26 protein-coding genes are annotated in these 21,866 nt (G+C 30.4%); 3 read left to right on the plus strand and 23 right to left on the minus strand.

What is annotated here, in order from left to right; genetic code table 11:
• Nucleotides 1-136 precede the first annotated feature (136 nt).
• From Q0997_RS02970 to Q0997_RS03030, 13 genes are all read right to left on the minus strand, one after another.
• On the minus strand, nucleotides 137-511 hold the full coding sequence (locus Q0997_RS02970) for a hypothetical protein (protein ID WP_299884305.1): 375 nt from the start codon (nucleotides 509-511) through the stop codon (nucleotides 137-139).
• Between the two features lie 58 nt (nucleotides 512-569).
• Nucleotides 570-1,640, minus strand: a complete 1,071-nt coding sequence (locus Q0997_RS02975) for a hypothetical protein (RefSeq protein WP_299884307.1) — start codon at nucleotides 1,638-1,640, stop codon at nucleotides 570-572.
• A complete protein-coding gene (locus Q0997_RS02980; RefSeq protein WP_299884309.1) occupies nucleotides 1,640-2,116 on the minus strand; it encodes a Mov34/MPN/PAD-1 family protein in 477 nt (158 codons plus the stop codon). Before Q0997_RS02980 ends, Q0997_RS02975 begins: the two co-directional genes overlap by 1 nt.
• Nucleotides 2,113-3,780: a ThiF family adenylyltransferase gene (locus Q0997_RS02985; RefSeq protein ID WP_299884311.1), complete on the minus strand. Its 1,668-nt coding sequence runs from the start codon at nucleotides 3,778-3,780 to the stop codon at nucleotides 2,113-2,115. The genes Q0997_RS02980 and Q0997_RS02985 overlap by 4 nt, the downstream gene beginning before the upstream one ends.
• Complete coding sequence (locus Q0997_RS02990; RefSeq protein ID WP_299884313.1) at nucleotides 3,780-4,742, minus strand: nucleotidyltransferase; 963 nt, start codon at nucleotides 4,740-4,742, stop codon at nucleotides 3,780-3,782. Before Q0997_RS02990 ends, Q0997_RS02985 begins: the two co-directional genes overlap by 1 nt.
• Nucleotides 4,743-4,842: 100 nt before the next feature.
• Nucleotides 4,843-5,730 (minus strand): hypothetical protein, encoded by an 888-nt coding sequence (locus Q0997_RS02995; RefSeq protein ID WP_299884315.1) that lies wholly within the window; start codon nucleotides 5,728-5,730, stop codon nucleotides 4,843-4,845.
• A gap of 10 nt (nucleotides 5,731-5,740) precedes the next feature.
• A complete protein-coding gene (locus Q0997_RS03000) occupies nucleotides 5,741-6,820 on the minus strand; it encodes a serine protease (RefSeq protein ID WP_299884317.1) in 1,080 nt (359 codons plus the stop codon).
• 94 nt (nucleotides 6,821-6,914) lie between these two features.
• On the minus strand, nucleotides 6,915-7,547 hold the full coding sequence (locus Q0997_RS03005) for a response regulator transcription factor (protein WP_299884319.1): 633 nt from the start codon (nucleotides 7,545-7,547) through the stop codon (nucleotides 6,915-6,917).
• Entirely contained in the window at nucleotides 7,544-9,349 is a 1,806-nt protein-coding gene (locus tag Q0997_RS03010) for an ATP-binding protein (RefSeq protein ID WP_299884321.1), read from the minus strand. The genes Q0997_RS03005 and Q0997_RS03010 overlap by 4 nt, the downstream gene beginning before the upstream one ends.
• Before the next feature lie 33 nt (nucleotides 9,350-9,382).
• Nucleotides 9,383-9,907 (minus strand): hypothetical protein, encoded by a 525-nt coding sequence (locus Q0997_RS03015; protein WP_299884323.1) that lies wholly within the window; start codon nucleotides 9,905-9,907, stop codon nucleotides 9,383-9,385.
• Between the two features lie 98 nt (nucleotides 9,908-10,005).
• Entirely contained in the window at nucleotides 10,006-10,911 is a 906-nt protein-coding gene (locus Q0997_RS03020) for a tyrosine-type recombinase/integrase (RefSeq protein WP_299884325.1), read from the minus strand.
• Nucleotides 10,898-11,836, minus strand: coding sequence for a tyrosine-type recombinase/integrase (locus Q0997_RS03025; protein ID WP_299884326.1), 939 nt, complete (start codon nucleotides 11,834-11,836; stop codon nucleotides 10,898-10,900). The genes Q0997_RS03020 and Q0997_RS03025 overlap by 14 nt, the downstream gene beginning before the upstream one ends.
• Nucleotides 11,837-11,977: 141 nt before the next feature.
• Entirely contained in the window at nucleotides 11,978-13,507 is a 1,530-nt protein-coding gene (locus Q0997_RS03030) for a hypothetical protein (protein ID WP_299884328.1), read from the minus strand.
• A gap of 141 nt (nucleotides 13,508-13,648) precedes the next feature.
• Here Q0997_RS03030 and Q0997_RS03035 point away from each other — a divergent pair, with 141 nt between their 5' ends.
• Both Q0997_RS03035 and Q0997_RS03040 read left to right on the plus strand, forming a co-directional pair.
• A complete protein-coding gene (locus Q0997_RS03035) occupies nucleotides 13,649-14,038 on the plus strand; it encodes a helix-turn-helix transcriptional regulator (RefSeq protein ID WP_299884330.1) in 390 nt (129 codons plus the stop codon).
• Between the two features lie 4 nt (nucleotides 14,039-14,042).
• The gene (locus tag Q0997_RS03040; protein ID WP_299884332.1) at nucleotides 14,043-14,531 is read left to right on the plus strand and encodes a hypothetical protein; all 489 of its coding nucleotides are present in this window, start codon (nucleotides 14,043-14,045) and stop codon (nucleotides 14,529-14,531) included.
• Here the strand turns inward: Q0997_RS03040 and Q0997_RS03045 are convergent.
• Complete coding sequence (locus tag Q0997_RS03045; protein WP_299884334.1) at nucleotides 14,528-15,415, minus strand: hypothetical protein; 888 nt, start codon at nucleotides 15,413-15,415, stop codon at nucleotides 14,528-14,530. The genes Q0997_RS03040 and Q0997_RS03045 overlap by 4 nt on opposite strands.
• Before the next feature lie 6 nt (nucleotides 15,416-15,421).
• Entirely contained in the window at nucleotides 15,422-15,658 is a 237-nt protein-coding gene (locus tag Q0997_RS03050) for a helix-turn-helix transcriptional regulator (RefSeq protein ID WP_299884335.1), read from the minus strand.
• Nucleotides 15,659-15,779: 121 nt separating this feature from the next.
• On the opposite strand from Q0997_RS03050, the gene Q0997_RS03055 reads away from it, so the two are divergent.
• Nucleotides 15,780-16,304: a hypothetical protein gene (locus Q0997_RS03055; protein WP_299884337.1), complete on the plus strand. Its 525-nt coding sequence runs from the start codon at nucleotides 15,780-15,782 to the stop codon at nucleotides 16,302-16,304.
• Nucleotides 16,305-16,412: 108 nt separating this feature from the next.
• On the opposite strand, the gene Q0997_RS03060 is transcribed toward Q0997_RS03055, so the two are convergent.
• The 8 genes from Q0997_RS03060 to Q0997_RS03095 form a co-directional block, all read right to left on the minus strand.
• Nucleotides 16,413-16,958 (minus strand): YcxB family protein, encoded by a 546-nt coding sequence (locus Q0997_RS03060; RefSeq protein ID WP_299884339.1) that lies wholly within the window; start codon nucleotides 16,956-16,958, stop codon nucleotides 16,413-16,415.
• Between the two features lie 45 nt (nucleotides 16,959-17,003).
• Nucleotides 17,004-17,510, minus strand: a complete 507-nt coding sequence (locus Q0997_RS03065; RefSeq protein ID WP_299884341.1) for a hypothetical protein — start codon at nucleotides 17,508-17,510, stop codon at nucleotides 17,004-17,006.
• A 38-nt stretch (nucleotides 17,511-17,548) separates the two neighbouring features.
• Nucleotides 17,549-18,004, minus strand: a complete 456-nt coding sequence (locus Q0997_RS03070) for a DUF2750 domain-containing protein (RefSeq protein ID WP_299884343.1) — start codon at nucleotides 18,002-18,004, stop codon at nucleotides 17,549-17,551.
• 5 nt (nucleotides 18,005-18,009) lie between these two features.
• The gene (locus tag Q0997_RS03075; RefSeq protein ID WP_299884345.1) at nucleotides 18,010-18,750 is read right to left on the minus strand and encodes a DUF4262 domain-containing protein; all 741 of its coding nucleotides are present in this window, start codon (nucleotides 18,748-18,750) and stop codon (nucleotides 18,010-18,012) included.
• Nucleotides 18,751-18,826: 76 nt separating this feature from the next.
• Nucleotides 18,827-19,198 carry a hypothetical protein gene (locus tag Q0997_RS03080; protein WP_299884347.1) on the minus strand — a complete coding sequence of 124 codons (372 nt, stop codon included), beginning with the start codon at nucleotides 19,196-19,198 and terminating at the stop codon, nucleotides 18,827-18,829.
• A 127-nt stretch (nucleotides 19,199-19,325) separates the two neighbouring features.
• Nucleotides 19,326-20,027: a suppressor of fused domain protein gene (locus tag Q0997_RS03085; protein ID WP_299884349.1), complete on the minus strand. Its 702-nt coding sequence runs from the start codon at nucleotides 20,025-20,027 to the stop codon at nucleotides 19,326-19,328.
• Between the two features lie 250 nt (nucleotides 20,028-20,277).
• Nucleotides 20,278-20,742 (minus strand): hypothetical protein, encoded by a 465-nt coding sequence (locus tag Q0997_RS03090; protein ID WP_299884351.1) that lies wholly within the window; start codon nucleotides 20,740-20,742, stop codon nucleotides 20,278-20,280.
• 23 nt (nucleotides 20,743-20,765) lie between these two features.
• Nucleotides 20,766-21,854, minus strand: a complete 1,089-nt coding sequence (locus tag Q0997_RS03095; RefSeq protein ID WP_299884353.1) for a DUF695 domain-containing protein — start codon at nucleotides 21,852-21,854, stop codon at nucleotides 20,766-20,768.
• Nucleotides 21,855-21,866 lie beyond the last annotated feature (12 nt).

The raw sequence follows: 21,866 nt of genomic DNA on the forward strand, positions 1-21,866 counted from the left end.
AATGGATAATAACTACCCGTCTTTTTTGAGCGCTTTTACATTTTTTTAATCAATACCTCAACTTCAAATGGAGGTTATTTCAATGAACATTTATTCTAAAATAAAAATAATTCTTTGTGTTTTATTGACCTAATTTTTATTTAAAAAATTTTGGATTATCTCTTATAAATTTATCTGTGATTTTTATACTTTCTTTCCCTTCAATAAAAAAGTAATATTCATCATAATAATCTTCCTCTTCATAGTACTCTTCCTCTTGGATAAATATTTCGTCATCTATTTCACTTGAAAATTCAACAACTATTTTCGTAACATCACTTTTTTTTATTGGAATAGAATCAAATAAAATATAATATTGATCTTTGGGATACTCGGACAAGTATTTTCCTTCTATTTCAAATAATTTTTCCCGATAAACAAATGCAACATTACCATTGTCTCTGTAATTTCTTTTTAAATCGCAACCAACCAAAATTATAATCAGCAGCACAATTAATATTCTTCTAATCATTTTATTATAATTTCTGATTAATATTAGTTTTCTAATTGATTGAGTTCTTCCAAAGTCTTTATTTTTCAGGAAAATAATCTAGCAGATAGTTTTTATTGCTTTTCAGGTTAAATAAAACCTCATCTAAAACAATCTTGATTTCTTTTTTCTCTCTAAGAGAAAGAGAATCCGTTAATGATATTCTTGAATTATCTGGAGATTTAACCTGAATCGTTTGAATATTATTTCTAATATATTCCAAAACTTTTAATAGAGTTTTATTGGTTTTTTTATGTTTTTTTATTTGTTCAAAAGCCATTTTTGTAAGTTCAGTAATAAGAATTGATTTTAGAGGCAATTTCTCTTTGTCTTTCAGAATTTTTATCAACTTAATTACTTCAATTTTTTTTTCCTCAAAACTCCCAAGTTCTCTTTGTTTATGAGGATTCATTTTTATTTTTGTTGAACCTTTAGAGAATTTTGGATTTTTAAAAAGATGATATTCATTTTTACCTCTCACAAAATCCGTTCTTAGTGAAGGAACTAAATCAATGACTTCTTCACAACCATTTATATTAAATATCAAGCCTATAGAAACTTTTTGCTGACGAATACCCACTAAATCAGAATCATTAAAATTGTATTTAAAAAAATTGTATAATTCATAATACATGTCTTTTGCTTGGCAGAAGCTCGTTTTCTTAAACTTAATTAATATATCAAGATCGGATAACCCACTTAAAGCCGTTCCAATTGCTTTAGAACCCTGATATGTTGCTTTTCCTAGTAAATCAAATCCAAATCTTTTATTGATTGCCGCTTTTATTCTTTTACCTTTGATAAGCACTTGTCGATCTATCTCATCTGGCTCATAGGTTTCTAATACAGATGCCAAATAATTAATTTCGTCACTTTCATTTAATATTTCTTCTCTACTTATAAATACAGAAAGCAAAAATTTAGTAACACCAACACTTACTACCCCAATTATTACACCTAGTGTTCCTGTTAATATGAGTGATTGGAAATCGAATTTTCTTTCCGGATTTTCTTCTTTCTTTTTAGCTTGGTAAGCCATATTTACTATTAAACCTAATATGCCACCAACTACGGCTCCAGTTTCAATAAAATTGTCTTTTTTTTCTTTCATTAGGTGCTTTCTACGAACGGAAAAAGTTCATTATTATCATATAAATAAAATTGAAAACCATTTATTTCTGATGCATTAATACTTATTATTAAAAGTATTGGATTTGTAATGTTTACGGTAGCGCACTGAGTTATATTGACCATAGCTTGTTTGTCTGTATGGCTGTAGGCTGTTGATCCATTGGGATGTGTATGCCATTCACCAATATAATACTGATTTGGCTGTTTTTTATAATAGACTTCAAAAGTACCACCTATACCTTTGATACTTCGTTGAAATAAATAAGGTGTACCTTGGTACACTTTTGGCAAAACCGTATCGGTAATGGTAAGTGTCTTAAAATTGTTACTGTAATAGCCCATCAAAAAACCCCCAAATTCATTTGAGAATTGTTCAATGCCATAACTGGATAGTCTTTTTAATAAATCTTCAGAAATTATAAGTTCTACTTTTTTATATGTATTTGTATATTTCAAAATTCCTTGAGCTTTAGTTTAAATGCTATCTCTGAACCAGTTTCAATAACAAAATTGTTTTTCGGTAAATCCTTTTGATATAACAAATTGATATGTTTTAAAGCATATTGCACCAACAGATTGATATCATTATAAGATGCTTTAAATGTGGGACTCCAACAGCCTGTAGGGTTATACATGTCTTCTGTATCTTGTTTTAATACTTTTTCAAATTGATGTGTCACGAAACCATAGATATTAGGATAAAATGCACAAACTAATTCCTGTGCTTTATTAGTAATAGATAAATTAATGACATCGCAGGATAACTTCAATTGATTTATGACATGCATAAGATCGTTATCGGTAGTACAATCAAAAATGGTATCATAAGAATTTATGAATTCTTCTAATTCTTTTCGAGCATTTGGATCATTAAACAAAGCCTTTGATATTGATTCAAAATATATCTGGTTAACACTTCTAACCTCAACGAAAGGCGATGTTAGTGATAAAAGACTCTTTAATTCATCCACCTTATCGGTTAAGCCATTAGCGAATTGAAATTCAGCACGACAGACATTTTCTGGTTCTTTGATATCATAATCACATAAATCTATTTTGAGACTGCCACTTTTTACAAGTGTACGCGCTACAATACTACCTATAGCACCAATACCAATAATTAAGATCTTCTTCTTTGTGATATTTTCAGAAAAAGCTCCACGCCCAAAAAAATAGGAATAAGATACATTGTGAGATATAGCCCATGTTATTTGTCCATGGGTAAGCTCAGTTATCCATTTTTTATGTTCTTTTACCCCTTCAATTGGAAATTTACCAACTTCTAATAATGCTACTTGCCAGTGAATTTCTGAATTTGGAATGTTATAACCTATGTATAATGGTATAACTTGTCCTTTAAGTTTTTTATTTATATAATCTTTTTCGCAATGATGAAGAAATTTTAAAAAATCTAGTTTAAAAACATCGACAAAGTTTTCCCAATTAAGAAGTACAAATCTATCATGAAAAGCTGGTGGTGATTCAACAAAAATATATATGCCGTGATACTTTTGTGGATTACTTTTATAAAAAAGACTCCATTTACAAGAAGCTAATTCTTTTCCAGAAGAATTTACAAAACTATCTGTTAAAAAATTAGTTACACTCATATCTCCTAAAACCCCATTATTTAGAAATTTCAGATTTACAAAACCATAGTCATGCTTTTTAAATTCATAATCAACATTGGTAAATGTGAATGTATATTTATTGTTTTTAAAGCAGTGTTGAGGAACAATAAGATGCTCATAATGGTTATCTTCTTCTTTGTTGATATAGTATTTTACAATCCAGTTTTTTAGAGAATTAAAATCAATATTTAACTTCTCTTTAAGATGAATACTATGTGACGTATGAATACAAATTGTGCCATTTCCCATTACATGCTTATAGGCTAATAAATCTTGGTTAATGAATTTAATGGTTTCTTCATTATAGGATTTAAAAGGATATTGTGGTAGTATCTCAACTGTAAATAACAGAGGAGTGTCCAGCCCATCAAAAGCTATTTCTATTTTTCCTTTTAAAAAAATATCCACTTGTTCAAATGAGGAAACTAGATTTACAAATGAAAGGCCTTCAATACATTTTGTAATGATATTTTTTCTTGAGACTCTCATTATCCAAAACGTTCATTTTTTGGTGGTCTAGAAAATAAACTCGCTGCACCAGACTTTTTTCCATAGCCATTTCCATTTTTGTCTTCATCCTCAAAATCTGGATTAGTAGGAAAGTAATGTTTCAAGTTATCCTCGTTATCTTCAATTCTTTCTAACATGTTTTTCATTTTGTTAGATAGATTACGCTTTTCGTAGTCTTCAAGGGTGTCAGCAATATCATTTCCACCATTACCTGGGTCTTTTAGAGTAAAATTGTCTTTGGTAATATGGTCTCTAATATATTCCATTACTGCTTTTAACTTTTCCCAAAGGTTCCCTTTAATGTTCTCTTTATCAAATGCCTTTATAGTAATTAATTCCAATAAAAATGACTTGTAATTTTCATTATTGGTTGTTTTCCATACTTTAAATAATCGAATAATTTTTCGTTCATTATCCTTACTTTTTATATGGTCTATTTGAGCATGAATATTGGTTTGGATATAGCTTTGCGCTTCTAATTCACCATAATTAGAATTTACATACAAATTCAACTTATGGTCATCTTCATATTGACCTGTATTTAGTTCTCGTCCTGGAACTATGTCAATACTAATAATATCTCCATTATCATCTGCGTAAAATTCTATGCCAATAGATACTTTTTGTTTGATTACTTCTGCTACACTACCGTACTTTTCTTGTAGGAAGTCAAAAATATCATTAAACATTTCTTCCAATGTCATAAATGCATCACGTTTAAAAGGAATCATTACATCCAAATCGAACTTACTATTAATAGCTGTATGCTTTGCATACGATCCTGAGTTTAATGGATTATATATATCACTGGAATATTCAGCTTCAATGGCTTCTTTAATATCTTGTCTTTTCTCACGATACTTTTTTAACAAATCCTCAATATGAGTCATGCGGTGAGTTTGTAAAACGTTCTCTAAGTGTTCACTTTTAGTTATATTCATAGTTTTAAATGTTTTGTTTTAATGTTAACAAGAACGCTACATTTTAAGGGTGTTCCAATACCTTGGTAAGGGTATATTTGAAAAGGTGAGGGGGTACTCTTTATTCCTTATAAAGATTTTGAAGTTTTAAGACGTTCATAGTATTGGCATAGAGATGTGCATGTGAGTTTACATAATCTAATAGATATCTGTTAGGAACATTTCTAAATGCTATGTCACGAGATGGAAATCTCTGGTCATTTGAAAAATATAATACTCCTACCTTCCGAGTCAAAAACTCAGCAGTAAAGTTTAATATATTTCTAGTATAATGCTCTCCCTCCCAATATCGATTTTCTGCATCGCAATTATCCAAAACCATCATATTGAAGTCACTAGGTAACAAATTCCCTTTATTTGCTAACACAGTTTTTACTTGTTTAAAACTCAATTCTTTGATACGGATATGAACACAATTAAAAGCTACTTTAGCTGATTCTTTTTCAAAAATGTGCTCTATTGTATCATTTACAGGTGTTGATGTTTCACTAATCAGCAGTATTTGAGATTTTGTCCTTAAATCTTTATTCAACTTTTCGGTATTTTGAATGCGAAGAATAGTATCGTCTTTAATTTTTTCTACTTTTTTAATCGATATATCACATTCTCTTTCCAAAGAAATTACGTTCTTATTTATTTTCTTTTTTAGGTACTGTTTTAAATAATATCCTAAGCCAAAAAAGCCTAAAACACTAAAAAAAAGACTAATAAGCAAACCTTGTGTGCCAAGTTTGGTAATGAAAAGATTACTAATATTATTTTTATTTTCGAGGGTTTGTTCCTTGTTGTTTAAAATATCCTCATGTAAGGAATTTACTTTTTCACCAAGTTTTTGTTCTAACTGAGGTTCGTAGTTTTTTTTTGCTATTGATGCTTCTTGAATATCTTTATTTTTTTGTTGAGCAATTAATAATACTGATAGGCTAATTATAAAAAGTGTCTTTTTCATTATAAAGTGTTTAATGATTATAAAAAGTGTCTAGTTCTTCCAAAATATCTTTAAGTGCCAATCCACTTACGGCATAATTGGTTCGGAATCCTCTAGTACTTTCTAGATCTCCTGCAAAATGTACTCCTAAGACCTTGCCTGTTTCAAAATCAATTAAAGGCGAGCCAGAATTACCTCCCCAAGTGGTACAATCATGAAAATAAATATGTTCATGAATTGGTGTTTTAGAAAACTTTCCAGGGGCAAATTGCTTTACATCTCTAAGACCATTAAAGTGATTCCCTTTTTTTATTTGATCGTCACATGCGGGATATCCAACTACGAAAATCTTTTCTTTAAATTTTGGTATCTCATAAGAGAGTTCTAAACCTTCAGGCAATATATCTCCATTGTGATTTTTCTCATCAATGCATAATAGGGCGATATCCAATTCTCGCCCATTTGATATATAAATGACTTCTTTAACATCAAATTCAAGTTCTAAATCAGTGGTATGCTCTTTTTTAAAATCAATTCGTAGACCATAAGTATCACCCATCCAATCTCTACCTATTTGATATAGGCCTTCTTTATTCTTAGTAACATAATTATCAACAACATGTTTGTTAGTCACTACAATATTTGTGTTTTTAAGTAACCAACCTGTACCAATCCAGTCTCTTCTGTCATCACCTTTAATTTCTATTCGTCCTACAGATGGAATAACTTTGGAAATTACATCTTTATTATTACTAATTTGCTTTTCCCAAGGTGTTGCAGTAGCAATATCTAGTGTGTCATTATTAATAAGAAAAACTGGACGATCAATGGTTTTTATAATGCTTTGTTCAGCACGTTTGTGCAAATCTAGCTCTTCAATAATCCCTTTAATTGAAGATTGAAACAACATATCAATAACATGTGTGTCTTCAAAATCGTTAAGGAAGGTTTTCAAGCTTTTAAAAAAAGTGTCATCGTTGGTAAAATCAACATGACACTCTATCCCATTAATGATTTTTTTATCGTTGTAGTAGGCTTTTAAATTGGCTAATACATCCTTGGGTGACAACCTAGGTTTTTTGTTTTCCGAACTGGCTTCATTTGTATCCATTATACTTGTTTTATTTAGAAGCAAGTACGCAAGGAATCATAAAAAAGACAATACCGTGATAAAGGTATATTTAATTAAGTCTAGAAATTAAAACTTATTCAAAGTTATAATCCCTATTGAGAGCATAACTTAGCAATGCATCACGACCTTTGAGGTTTAATTTTTTTGTAATGTTTTTTCGGTGTGTTAATACTGTATGTTTGCTGATAAATAACTTATCAGCTATCTCTTGGCTACTTAATCGTTTACCTATCAAATCCAAAATTTGGTCTTGTGTTTTAGTAAGAAGTTTTTCTTTTTTTATTTCTGTTGTTGAACTATCATTCTTTAATGGTAATTCTGAATCATAGTAAATTTCACCATTATGTACTGCTCTGACGGCTTCTAAAAGTATAGGTAAGCGAGCATTTTTCAGCAGATAGCCCTTTGCACCAGCAGCAATCATTTTTTTAACGATATCGCTTTGCCTAAACATTGTAAATGCAATAACTTTTATATGCGAATATTTCGCCGTGATTTGCTTAGTGGCTTCAATTCCATCTACGTTTGGCATTCTAATATCAATAATTACAACATTTACATGTCTATTTCTCTTCTCTAAGAATTCTAGTAGAGCTTGTCCGTCATTTACTTTACCAATAATATTAATGTCTTCTTCAAATTTAAAAAAGACATCAATACCATCTATAAGACTATTATGGTCTTCAGCAATTACTAAGTTAATCATAACGGTATTTCTATTATAAACGTACTTCCTTTATTGGAGTTAGAATCAATAGATAATTTTCCATTTAATTCTTCTACTTTTTTATCTATACTGTATAATCCTAGCCCTTTTTGTTTTTTTAATTGAGCCATGTCCAATCCAACCCCATTATCCTCTACAATAATTATTATTGAGCTTTTATCACCGGTAATATCTACAGAGACCTCTGATGCTTTTGAGTGCTTTAAAGCATTGGTAATCAATTCCGTAGTCATACGCCGTAGATCATTTTCGATGGATATATTAACAATATTAGATGTTCCATGACTGTGTACCTCTAAAGATAATTGATTACTCTCATTAATGATAGCTGCAAAATCCTTAATAATATCAACCCAATAGCCAGAATTTCGAGATGCGGAATCTTCCAGATGAGCCATGTTTCTTACTTTTTGATAGGCTTCGTTCAATAATTTTCTTGTTTTGGATATTAAGTTTTCTTCTTCTTGTTGAAAATAATCTTTATGTGCTTTTAGATTATCAAAACTTTGTTGAATAGCTATGATCAATCCTCCTAAATTATCATGTAATTCACCTGCGATACGCTGACGTTGACGATCTTTTTCTTCATTGCGTGCATCAATTGCTTCTAATTCTTTTTCTCTTTCCGCAAGTTGTTTTTTACTACGATAATACAATATGAGTATTGTACCAATTACTATAACTGCTAATAAGATAACTGCTAATAAGACTAGGCGATTTTTATCTTTTATCCCCTCTGCCTTCAAGGTTAAATTTTTTTCAGATAATTGGTTAGTTTCTAACAAGGTTAGTATATTATTTTGCTTCGCTATATTTACACTATCTCTGTGAGCTACCATCTTTTTATAGTAAAAAAAAGCAGAGTCTTTTTTTTCTAAACTTTCATAATTGAGGGATAAATACCTGTAGAGTCCTTGTTTTCTATTGTGAACATTCTCTTTGATAGGCAAAATTTCTGCTTTCAAAAGTATTTCGATAGCTTTTTCATATTCCTCTTTAAGAGTATAGGTATAGGCACTTGTGCGTAAAGATGAATCCATATAATCAGGTGAGTCTATAATTTTTGCATAATATTGCATGCTATCTGTATGCACCTTAGACTGTTTAAAGTCATTTATATAACTTTGATTTATAACTGCCTTATAGTTATGCACCTTAAACATTGCCTGTGGAGTTTTTATAGTATTAGCGTATCTTGTTGCTTCTTGAAGATGGAAACGAGTTTTTTCAATATTAGATTGGGAAATTTCCAAAAAACTCAACCCCAAATGAGCAGTTAATAATTGTTCCTTGTCATTATTTTTAGTCGCATTTTCAAAAAATGATTTTAGATAAGATTCCCCATCGTATTGCAAAAAGTCCTGAGAAACTAATGTATAATGCAAATCATTATTAATGATATTTGCCATTTTTTTGTTCCCATCTATATTGAATAGCTTTTGGGCTTCTATTTTAAGTGCATATGCTTTTTCTTCTTGGTTATTGTATCTATAAGTATCTGCAAGCACATAATAGTACCATGCTTTATATTTCTCTAGAAGTTGTGAACTATCTATTTTTTTAAGATTAATAAATGCTTTTGCCAAATCTCGTTTTTCAAGAAATAATTTCCCTTTATAATACCAATATAAACTGCTATCCTTATTGGAGATATTAACATCTTGAAGTTCATGTTCAAAAACAGTATAATTTTTGCTCACCAATAAGGAATCTAATTTATTTATTTGTGTAAATGCCTTATTAGACAATAACAAACAACATAATAACAGTATGTGTTTCATAAATGAAATTTTAATGTAGCAATTTACAATATTTTAAGCGGGATGTAATACACCACCACCGACTGTTCTAGGCTCCTCTTCAATTATGTTTGCAGGTATTCCAGCAACGAATTTTTGAAGCAGTTCCATATCGCATTCATATTCTTTAGAATTAGAATTGAACGTAACATGATGTTTTACAAAAAAACGATAGATTTCAATATTAGAATCTTCAAAATCTTCATCATGTAATGTTATAACAAGGATTTTTTCATTTGTGAAACTAGCTACTTTGAAAATTGAATCTAGTTCCAAAGTGTCCCTATTCCAATCTAAGTTTTCAAACGCTAATTTTTTTCTGTCTGTAGGATGCCCATGACTATAAATAGCAAGGAAGCAAGGAATACTTTCACTAGAGATATCATAACATTGTTTTAATTCTAGACGGTAATCCTTTCCTGAATTTGTTAAGGTGATTTGAGGTATTTCTGTTGCTATATCAATCTTATTTTTTTCGATTGAATAACTTCCCCTAGTGTAAAATAATTGTTTGTGTGCTGAAGTTTCTAAAGATTTCATTTTTCTTTGAGTTTAAATTATTAATAAAAAATTGTTTTTAATCTAATTCAAAATTAAATGATCATAGAAGTTGAAAACATACCCTGGTAAAGGTAAATTTAGATACTATTAATCGGATGCATTGTCTCGATAATCTCCTGCAAACTTTCCAAATCATCCTGAACATACCTTTCTGTAGAAGAAATATAACGATGCCCTGCCATATACTGAACCTCACGAATGTTATGGTGACTAAGCCAATTAGTTATCACAGAAGCTCTAATCTGCTTCATATCTTTTACGTTATGGTTAATACGTTTAAGGTTTTTAAATAAGTATCTAGAAATAATATCAAACCGATCTGAATTTAGTGGAAATAAAGCCTCTGTATGGCTTTGAATTGCATCTTGCAGTAATTCCCTGTCCTTCTCAAGATAGTGAAGCAGTGGCACGATTTGCAACGATTTAAGCTCTAATGTTCGAGCATTGGTCTTACGAGTTGATGGCACATAAATTTTTCCGTTATCGATATCAATATGTTCCAGTTTTAATGTTTTGAGTGCTGTAGTATTTAAGCCTTGATAGACCATAAATCCTGTAATCACTTTATTACGCATAGCTACCGATGGACAATTAGGCAATTCAATGTTTTCAGTTTTATAGCTGTAATATAAATCCTCAAGTTCATTTTGATCTAAAAGATTATGATTAAGCGTACGTTTAACGCCACGAATATTAATACTCTCCATTGGATTCGTACTTCTTCTATTATCATCAATAAGAAAATGGAATAGTATTTTCAATGCGCCAACTTGGTGCTTGATAGTACTTTTAGATAGTGACTTCCCTTTTCGTGGTTGCTGTATTTTCTTTACATACTCCAAACACAATTTGTAATCAATCGTTTCTAAATCATAATCTTTAGCATGGCACCAGTTAGAGAATAAGCTAGCAGAACGCAAGTAGGATACTACTGTTGTTTTAGAATACCCTTGAGTAAATAAATAATTTTCAAACTGTTCCATGTTCAATGTCTTTAACTATGTGCGTATAGATTTGCGTACTCTCTAAAGACGAATGCCCTAGAAAAGTACTAATAGATTTCATTGGTACTTTGTTTTGAAGTAGGTGCGTAGCAATACTATGACGAAGCGTATGTAGTGTAATATTCTTTTCTATAATCGTTTCATTTTCTGTTGCATCAATAATAACGGTTAATCGGTCTGCCATCGTTTTATCATTAATACGTTTTCCAAAACTTGAAAGCAGTAGTGCATCGGTTTGGTAACGCTTTATAAACTCTGGTCGAGCTTCATATAAGTAATCTTCTAAGATTTGCAGATTGTATTTGTTTATTGGAATAAATCGTTCCTTGTAATTCTTACCACGGCGCACATAGATACGCTGTTTTTCAAATAAGATATCTGAAGTATCAAAATGAACGGCTTCATTTCGGCGAAGTCCGCAGCTATAGAGTAAAACCAATATGGCTTTATCACGCATTCTAAAATGTTCACTCATGTGAGATAGAGTGCAAGCTTCAAATAATGCTTTGATTTCGTATTGCGTTAAAATCACTTTCTGATTTTGATGATTGATTTTTTCGCCTTTTAAATGCACGCCAAATTTAATATTGGCATTATGTTCTTTTAGATAATCCAAGAACTTCTTTAAGGCTTGTTGATGTTTGTTTAAAAAGGCTTTTGATAATCCGCCACCACGTCTGCTATTAGCACGATTAGATAAATCCTCATAATACTCTTTTACAATTTGAGTAGTGATGCGTTCAATGCCTGTATGCCCCTTCTTTTCTAAATAGTAAAAGAACTCTTTTAAATGATGAGGTAGATTGTAAACGGTAGTAGAAGCATAACCAAGTATATCTAACCAGTCTTTGTATGACTTTAGAATGGTAATAAATGACTCGTTTTGTAGCTTTAATTTCTTCATCCCTTTTACGTTTTTAGCTTTTGTGGCGAGTATCATTGATACTTTTGATTTTCAAACACTTAGCCTCGCCATTATGCCAGTGGCGAACCTATGGCGGTGTGGAGCCCACACAGGCATTTTATTTCACTCAGATGTAATAATTTAACTTGCTTTTTTTAATACTATTTTTAAACAATCATCTAATGCTTTATTAATCATGTCTTCTAAATTTTTGTATTCGTCTGCATCTATTAGTTCATAGCTAAAGGACTCTGATTTAATGTCTGCACGTTTCTTGATATAGCCTTCTTGTAATAACAGGTGATGGTATCTACGTAGCGTACTTTCTGCAATCCTAAGTTGTTTCCGAATTTCCCCATTAGAAAACAGCGTATCACCCTTTTCTGCCAAATGGACTTTAAGTCCCTCGAGGTAGTTTCTTGTTGCACCGTTTAGGCTATCGGATTTACGAAGCAGTATGGATTTGATAAGTGCATTGGCTTGTCTAATATCTTCTAATGTGGTTTCTATATATGCTTCCCCAGTTTGCGTATCATATTTTTTCTGTCTCTGCCACTGATAGTAGAATGTTATGGCTTCAATAAATTGCAAGTAATGTGAATTACTTCGCCGAGGTTTAAATACCGATTTAGGAAGGACTAAATGTTCCGCATAGGGATTAATAATTCGAATGGGCTTTAATAAGCGTTGTACGTTTTGCAATAGGTTCTGTGCATAGATTTGATCTAGTACATTAATCTTACCAGCAGACGCTTTACGCTGGTAACTCATAATACGCTCATCTTGTGCTTCACTCTCATCTATATAGAGTAGAAAAGAACGGTTAGAATTATCCTCATAAAGTTTTTCCTGTGTGGTACATCCAGCAACCGACACTGGCCCCTCAACTACAAGGTTCTTAGTTTTGCTTTGTCCGCCAATTCCCTTTTGCACTACAGATTTAGTAATACGCTTTTTGGTTTGTAATTCTCGAAGCGGATAGAGTACATCTTCCGCACCATCTAAATCTTCAATGAGGACTAATTTATTTTTAAGTTCATGACGTTTGAAATAATAAAAGGCATTAGCCGATAACACGGTAATTTCAACTTTGTCCTCTTCAGGTATCAGTTCTGCTACTTTAGATTGTAAGTGTGTTTTTCCGGCACCACTAGAACCAAAAGAAATACAATGCAAAGGATTGTCAGTTTTTCTACTGGTAAATATTAAGTACATCAAAAGTCGATTATCGACTTCTCCAATGACACCACTTGCTCCAATCAGCTTATTCGTTTTCTCCAGTAAATTTTCAGACTTTAAAAAATCCATTGCCGAGCGACGTTCTTTTTTTGAAAGCAAATATTCTTCTACTTCCTCGTCTTCCTCTTTATCTAATAGCTCAATTCTATATTTTTCAAGATGATTAATGAGTTCTTGCAATGTTCTCCTTATCACCGACGTTCCGATTTCTAAAAACTCTGCAAGTTTACGAACTAGCTTTTCAACCGCATTAGAATTATACAAATCAATATTATGGCGTAGTGCGTGGAGCTCATCTTCTGTACGATTAACCTTTAAGGTAATTCGCATGCGGTCTAATCCAAAAACGGATAAACCACCAAGAATATGGCATTCTAAAACATCAGTTTTAAAAATAAAATGATTAGGGTTTGAGGTATTAAATAGATTCATTTTTTAAAGAGCTTTTAAACATCAAATAACACAAAAATATCATTCAAATATAAATAAATATGATTATATAAATAAATAAAACTTGTGTTATTTGCTGTTTAAATATATTTGACCTAATTTTGATGTTAAATAATAGATACTATGGAAGCAACACAAGCACTATTACTGGAGAACATTAAACGTATTCGCAAGGAGAAAGGCATGAGCCAAAAGGATGTATCAGAAAAAGCGGATATGCTCGTGCCAACGTATTCAAGATTAGAGCGTGGCGGTTCAACGCCTGGACTCTCTACTATTGTAAAAATTGCTACAGCACTTGATATACCAGTAGTGGAGTTATTTCAAAGCTCAGAAATTAAAGACCGCTCAGTTGCTCAAAAATTAGAAATGGTAAATGACTTATCAGAGTATAACAAGAATGTAGTAAATATCATGTTGGATTCTATGATTGAAAAAGATCGTGTAGAGAAAATACAGGAAGTTAAAATGAAATCTAGATTGGCAGAGTTGGAAAAAATTAGGAAAAAATAAATTTATGAAATCACTTATACCTAAGAGCTTGTTTCCTTTTATTGAGAACAGCATTTTACTTTCCCAAATGTTTGTTATTCTATTGTTTTTTGAAAACTATAGTTTATATATCTATGAAGAGTCAATTTTTGATTTAAAAATTGAATTTGATTTAATAAAATTGAAACCGTTTTTTGCTTTTATTTATTTTCTAGCTATTACAAAAGGCATATGGTGGGTTTTAAATACAGTTAAAATTTTCAGTTCTTCTTTTTACAATGATGATGAGGCTGTAAAAATTAAAAGAAAACAGTCTTTCACATTATTTCTACTACTAATAGTTACTTCTTTTTATCTATTCAAAATAATGAATAACCCTTCATTATTTCCATTCTACATAGAAGATTCATACTTCACCAATAAAATTATACAAGCACCAATATTTATAACTGCTTTTTTAAGTTTAATAATTTTTCTTGTTAGTTTTTCAAGTTTTTCAGAGAAAGAAAATTAATCTAATTTAAAAACTAGAACATCATTTGATTTGATTCGAATTCTTTTTTTTGTGAATTCCATAGGGTATTTTTGATAGGATAAAAGATACCTTCCTTCTTTGATTCCAAAATATGTAATAGATGTTGGAGAATCTCCCTTTCGAAAATCTATATCGAATCTTTTGATTCTCTTAGTTTTCAAGTTTTTTAATGTCGCTGGAAAGAAATCTTTACCATAGGCAACAAACTTAATACTTCCGAATTCTCCTGTTTCATTCTTTGATTTTAAATTTGTTGTATAAAAATCTTCAATCCCCATTTCCCTCAGGGTAAATTCTACACCAATACTATTAAGAGAATCTTGATATTTGCTTACAGTATTTGGAATTGGCACATATTTTGACCCTGTAGTGGTCCCGTAATTATTGTGATTCCCCAATTTAATCACATGAGAGTCATTATCTTTATTGGAATTAGGCTTTTTTTGATTATTATCTAAAGCTACTACATGAGAACCATCATATTTTTTTTCAGCGCCTAATGAGTTTTTCGTTTCCTCGTGTAAAACCTTTAAGTTAGATTCATCAGTATTGGTAACATTATTATCATCTTTTGAACCACTATCTTGCTCCAATGTTTTGTAAACTACAATCTCTTCAGGTTCTTCTTTCTTCTCTTTTTTTGAGGAAGAATCTATTTTATTTATAACTTGTTTTTTTTGTGATTCACTATCAGCTTGTTCAACCTTAGGGTTATTTTCCTTGGTATCATCAGATCTTAAAATATTAATAATTTCATCTAATTTTCCATTGTCCGATATGTAAACATAAAATGCTAATAATGCGGTAGTAATAGCAAGAAGAGTTACGAAGTATATTCTAATTTTTGTCCAGTTAAGCTTCATATTTTCTTAATTAAAACCTCTAAAGAATTCTTCAAAAGAAATATCTAAGGCTTTTAATACCTTACACAAACTACTGAAACGTAAATCTTGCCCATTTTCATAACGTCCATACTGTGCTCTTGGAATCCTATTATCATAAGCAAACTGCTCGTAGTTTTTGTATCCTTTAGCAATGCGAAGTTCTTTTAAACGCTGCCCTAAAGCTTTGAGTTTCTTATCGGAGTATTTATCATGTGTTGCCATATCACAAATAGACAAGAGTTCCTACTTTTTAACAACTACTTATAAGTAGTATCTAATAAGGTGTTTTTAAAACAAAATTTCTTATGTTTGTCTTCATATATTATTAACTAAAACATACATAATGAAAAAAACTCTTCTTCTAATAGTAGTAGGCATCATCTTTTCCTGCACTTCCAAAACGACCTTATCCGAGTCTGAAGCACTAGCAATTTTGAAACAAGATTATAAAGGCGATTGTTACAGCTTCGTTTTTAATAAAATGAATGATTGGAAATCCAATAAGAATTATGTGGATGCTTTTTATGAATTAGAATCAAAGAAACTTGTAACCATTTCTAAAAGAGAAACTTTTATTCATGGCAAATCTACGGGATATATTCTTTCATGGCAACCTACAGAAGAAGGCCTAAAGTATAAAAGCAAAAAAAGTAAGCAGTATAAGTTAACCGAGCTAATCGTTAAAGATATTGTAGGTATTTCTATTAACCAAGAAGAGAAAACAGCAGTCGTTCGATTTTCCTATGATGTAGTTTATACTCCTTTTAAGAAAGTACAGAATAGGTCTTATGGTAATTGTAAAAGTTCTACTGGAGAATACGAATTAGAATTTATACTTTATGATACTGGTTGGAAGATTAAGAAGTAATGTAAGTACCTTTGAACAAATTGTCTCAGAAGTGCTCAGATCATTTGAGACAATTTTTCTTAAAGTACGTCAAGAAATTCAGAAGAAACTGCCTCTATATTTTTGAGGTTATTTCCATTTCCAATCTAAATGTGAAGAATAATCGATTTTTATTTTTTTTGAGAGTGATTTTAATTCCATTCTGGTTTTTTCGATATTATCAACTCCTGATTTTGGAATAATTAGTGCACCGCCAGTTTTAATTTTTAAGAAAAAGTGACTTGAAATCTCTATGATTTTTTCTAAAGATGAGTAATTAATTTTTGATTCACCAGTTGTATTAATAGTTTCTAAAAACGATTCTTTAAAAGCAAGATTAGATTCTATTCCAAATCTATTTTTATAGTTATCAATGACAAACTTTAAGTAATGTTTCTTATAATGCTTTTTCAAATAAAAAGGATAAAATATTAATGAGAGAAGAGTAATAGTACAAGAAATATAGAATGTGAACTTTTTACCATTTGAATAAACATAAAAAGTCATTAAAACAAAACCAAAAACGACAAGTAACCAGCTTTTTAATCTTTCCTTTTTTGCACTCTTAGATATAGATGCATCATATAGTTGATGTTGTAAATAATCATCTTGGTTTAAGCTATATTTTAAATTCATTAGAATATTATATTTAAATTATTTTGACATATCTTCCATATCGAGTTATCTTCTTTTTTTCTGTTCTTCAAACCACTTTAGCTGCGATTTAATCCGTTCAATTATAACATTATCTTGATCATTATGTATATCTCTAATTTTATAATTTTCTTTTTCAGGTTGCAATCTATTTACGAATTCATTAACTCCTAAATTGAAAAGAGCTTGCCCGAATCTCTGATCATAATGATTTGCTAAATAGTCAGAAATTAAATCTAGTATCTCTTGGTGCTCTTTTTTAGGATTTGACTTGCTCCATTCTAGTTCAAATTCATCTTTACCAATTTCAAACTCCCCAAACTCGTCTATATCTATAGTTTGGTCGCCAAGAGCTCCATAGTCGTCAAAAATTTTCTGCGAATGATATTTTAATCGGTTACCATTTTCATACAATTCAATTTGACGAGATGGATATTTGTCTTTTCCAACTTCTAGGTACCAAATAGAAGTTCCCCAAGAATCATGTTCATCTCCTCTTGTTTCATTCCATTTTCTTTTATAGTACTTTGTCATTTTACTAATTTTAAAAATTCCATTTCTCTAATTTCCTTTCACTCAATCACATCTTTTACTTGAATTTCCAAGTCCTCAATTCCATTATACTTTCTAAATTCCATGGTCTTTCCAAGTGATTTTAGTTTAGTTAACAATTCAAGAATTAATTCTAGAGGTTCAGCTTCGTATCCAAACATATTTTGATCAAATTGAGTACCGATTAATAACCCGTCATTTTCTATTCCAATACACCAGTTTTCAATAAATTCAGATAATGGTATTTCTGCTATTTGATATTTTTTCCAACCTTTTTTAATACAAGATTTTGCTCTAACCTTTTCAGCCCAAAAGCATATTATTTTAATTGGTTCTCCATCTTCATCATCATAATGTACAGAACTTGATGTAGCATATCCTTTTTTGTTTTTTAAAGCGTAAACTATTTCAGTTTCGCATACAGTTCTTAAGAATGTTTTATGTCGGTTTTTGACTGTTATATGGTCTTGAAACATCTTTTTTATTTTTCAAATATTTTCCATTTTTCTCCAACGTCTATCCGTTCTGCCGATTCTCCATAATTCAGATAGTAAATCTCATTGAGAGTTAAGTCTTTCTTGACGACTTCTTCTAAGCAGACAAGTTTAGCTTTGGTCAAATCTGGATTCTGTTCTGAATGAAATTGCCAATCTCCATCTTCATTATGATAGACATACTTTATTGGTTTCCCTTCCAGAACTTCAGAAGTTGTATATACACCTAGATTCCTTTCTTCAAGAAATTTAAACTTTGTATTTCTATCTAGTAGTGGCTGTTTAAATTTGAAATTTTCATTGAATCCAAGTTCCCAAGGAAATTTACCTTCTCTATCAGGCCAGACTATTTGAAGTGTTGGAAAATTTATTGAATTGTCATTGTACCATCCTGCATAGCCTAAATAGTCAGGATAATGTTCTTTCTTTATTTCAACAAACTGAACAGGAAGTTCGACTAGGAAATCAAGATAATCAACTCCTTCTATGAATCTATTTCCTCTTTCAATTTCGTCTTTTACATTATTTATTATTGCTCCTGTTGATTCAGAGTCAAGTCCTATTATTATCAATTCAGGATGTTTGAATTCTTTATATAGCCCAATTGAATACCCAAACCTTGGGGAATATCCGTCACTCTCTACAAAAGCGATATGCACCTTGTGTTCTTCAATATCTTTAAGGATATTGGCAGTTATTTGTTTATCATGTTCGTAATGTTCACTCATTGCTTAATTTGAAGATAATATATGATTTCGTTGTTTAGAGATTAAGATAGCAAAAAGGATAGACTATTGTAGGGCATTATTCTTCATTCCATTGCTCTAAATCATCAACAGGGTTTGGTAGTCTTCCTTCCAACCATTTCATTAATGTTCCAGGCTTGAATTCTCTATCTTTTGTTTCTATTACCCAAGATAAAAAATCGTAGGGTCCGCCATTCATGTATGGAGGAGGTGAAACAGGATAGAATACAGTAGGCAATCTTTCATCGATTGAAATATAGTTTATTACAAACCCTAATTCTTGAACTACATTCCAAGCAAGTTTATTTTCGATATCTAACGAAAATTTTAGCCACCAAATTCCGTCACTGTCTCCGTATGAAATTGGCCTTTGTATGCTAGGTATTCTTTCTAAATATTCAATTAAAGTTTTAAATGCTCTTTCGTCCAAATTTTTAAAATTTTAGTCTTGTCCATCAATAGTAATAGGTAAATATTCAATCCGATTCGTAAGGAAAACCCCTATCAATATTATTTTTAAAAGTGTTTCCTATATCTTAGGTACAGTTTTTTATATTTTAATTTCTAATTATTTTATTCCAAAATGATTTCTTTGGAATTAGATTTTTTCTTTCCAAATTCAAAACCTCTTTTCCATTTGCTTTAATTAATAAATCTAAAAGCTTGTTATATCCATTTTCTATTTTGTATTCCAGCTCATTTTTATAAAGTGGAAAGACATTGTAAATATTTATTTTTCGACCATCTTTTTTGATTTCCGTAAAATCTTTGTCAAATGTAACAGACGGAAGAACTAAAGCCCCAACAAATTTAGTTTCATTACTGTATGGTGTCATATCCTCTTCCGCTTGAATTGTATGTCCAATTCCAATCCAAGTATTGTAAAAGTGGGGGAATTTAGTTGTTTGTTTTAAGATTGAAATAATCCAGTCATTTTTGTTTACGCCAGAGTAAACTTGTTCAAATTCAATGTCTTTTGGAATTAGCATCATTAATTCGGCAAATTCTAATTCAGGTGGGTTTTCCGCTTGTTCCGACACATTCATTTTTAGAGTACTCATTCCAGAGGTCAGAAGAATATTGAATTGTGCATTCTCTGGTTTAATGAAATAAATATCAAGATGTAAATCTAATGTTGGGATTTCGTGAAAAACAGTTATTAAATTTTTATCGAAAAACTTGTCCAAATGTTCATTAATCCATTCAGAGTGTTCATGGTAATGTTTTCTTTCCGAAAAAGGTTTTTTGTATTCAGTCATTTTTTTACTTATACCTATCGATTATATACCTATATATTAGTTAGCTAATTTAGTAAATCTTTTATGTCCTTTATAAAAAATGGCCTCATCTGCTTTTACCATTTAAGCATTTGAGGACATTTTTAATTCGATTTAACGAAAGTCGCTTTAGGCTTTTTCGACAAATCTCAAAAATCCATACTTGGATTTTGCAGGATTGCATTATGACAATCACAAGCTCTTTTTCATAATGCATCCTGCTAAGGAGACCTTAGAATCCCAAAAGAACTTGTACTTTTTTAGTCAGTACAAGTTCTTTCTTTTTTAATCCAAACAGGTTTTTAAATTTCTCAAAAAAAGTTTTAGACTTAGCATTTTTAATAACCCATAATTTCTCCCCTTTTAACTTTATAGGCCATAGGATATGAGATTCAAAATGAGTACAGCTCACTAAATTACTATCTAGTTCTGTATCCAATTTACTAGAAAGAATGCTAATCATTTCTTTAATATTTTCAGCATACATGGAGATTTCAGAATATTCATTTTTTCCATGATAAAAAACCATAAACCAATCATCCAACACAGGTCCATTTTCTGTAGTATATTCAGCAACTATCTTGATTGAAGAAATTGGTATTTTTTTATAGTCGCCATCAATATATTCAAGTATTAGAGTATTGTCTTCAATATAAGTTCTACCAGATTGATTCGTTATTTTTTCAATTTTATTCATATCGAAACTATTAATAGAAATAGTTAATTAGCAGAGAATTTATCAAAAGTTTGCCAATACTTATCCTTAAAAATCTCAAAATTAAAATCGATTTTATTAGAGTACTTATTTTGAATTTTATACAGTTCCTTTGAAGGCTTTCTAAATTCAGAACAAGCAATAAAAAGTTCTCTTAGGTTATCTCCTGTTTGTCTTCCAATATTCAGGTAACCTTCTGAATCTTTTAGTTGAAGCATAATTTCATCTTCTATATGATCTAGAAACTTATATATTTCTGTATTAGGCATTCCTTCATTTTCTTCTCCATTATATTTAAACCTCAAAACAACTATCCATGGATGAGACCCTTTTTTATCCCATTTTAATAAATCTGAATTTACTGAAGCTATTATTTCTCTTCCGTTTTTTAATTTGAATTTCATTCCAGAATAATTATCATCTTCAGTATTATGTATTAAGCCCTTATACTTTTCTATAAATTCTTTTTCACGCCATGTAAGATATGATTTCAATTTTTCAATATGAATAAGCTCACTTTGAGCTTCTTCATAACTAATAACATTAAGGCTATCAATTGATGTGGCAAAATTTAATTCTCCTAATGAATTTTCTAATGCTAAATAAACACCACTAATAATAGAAGTTCTATTTTCATCATCTAAATCCTTATGCGCAATCGTAATATCAATTTCATCGGGACAATTAGTAATTTCATTGGGATAAAACATCATAGTGGTTTCATCAAAGCTATAACCATCTAATTCAATACTATAACTATTATCCAGTGTAGGTTGTTTAAGTGCAGTAATTTTCCAATTCTTCATTTCGGGAGCTGCATCAACTAATTCTTCAACAAACACAATATTTTTAATCATTCCATCTGCTGTTATTATAAGTTCAGCAGTATCATCATCAAACATGCCAGCCAAAAACCAATAGCCATCTTTCAATTCATTGAGTTTAGGTGCCAATTTATCAAAGAATACTTTATTAATATCTCCTTCGTGTTTTAAAGATTTATAAAATTTCTTTTCATTTAATTGAAACCATTGCCAAAAATCAGAATACGTTTGTATTGGTTTTTTGTTAAATATCATATTAAATAACCCCATTGATTTATTATT

Source organism: uncultured Lacinutrix sp., assembly GCF_947500325.1.
In the GTDB taxonomy this organism is placed as follows: domain Bacteria; phylum Bacteroidota; class Bacteroidia; order Flavobacteriales; family Flavobacteriaceae; genus Lacinutrix.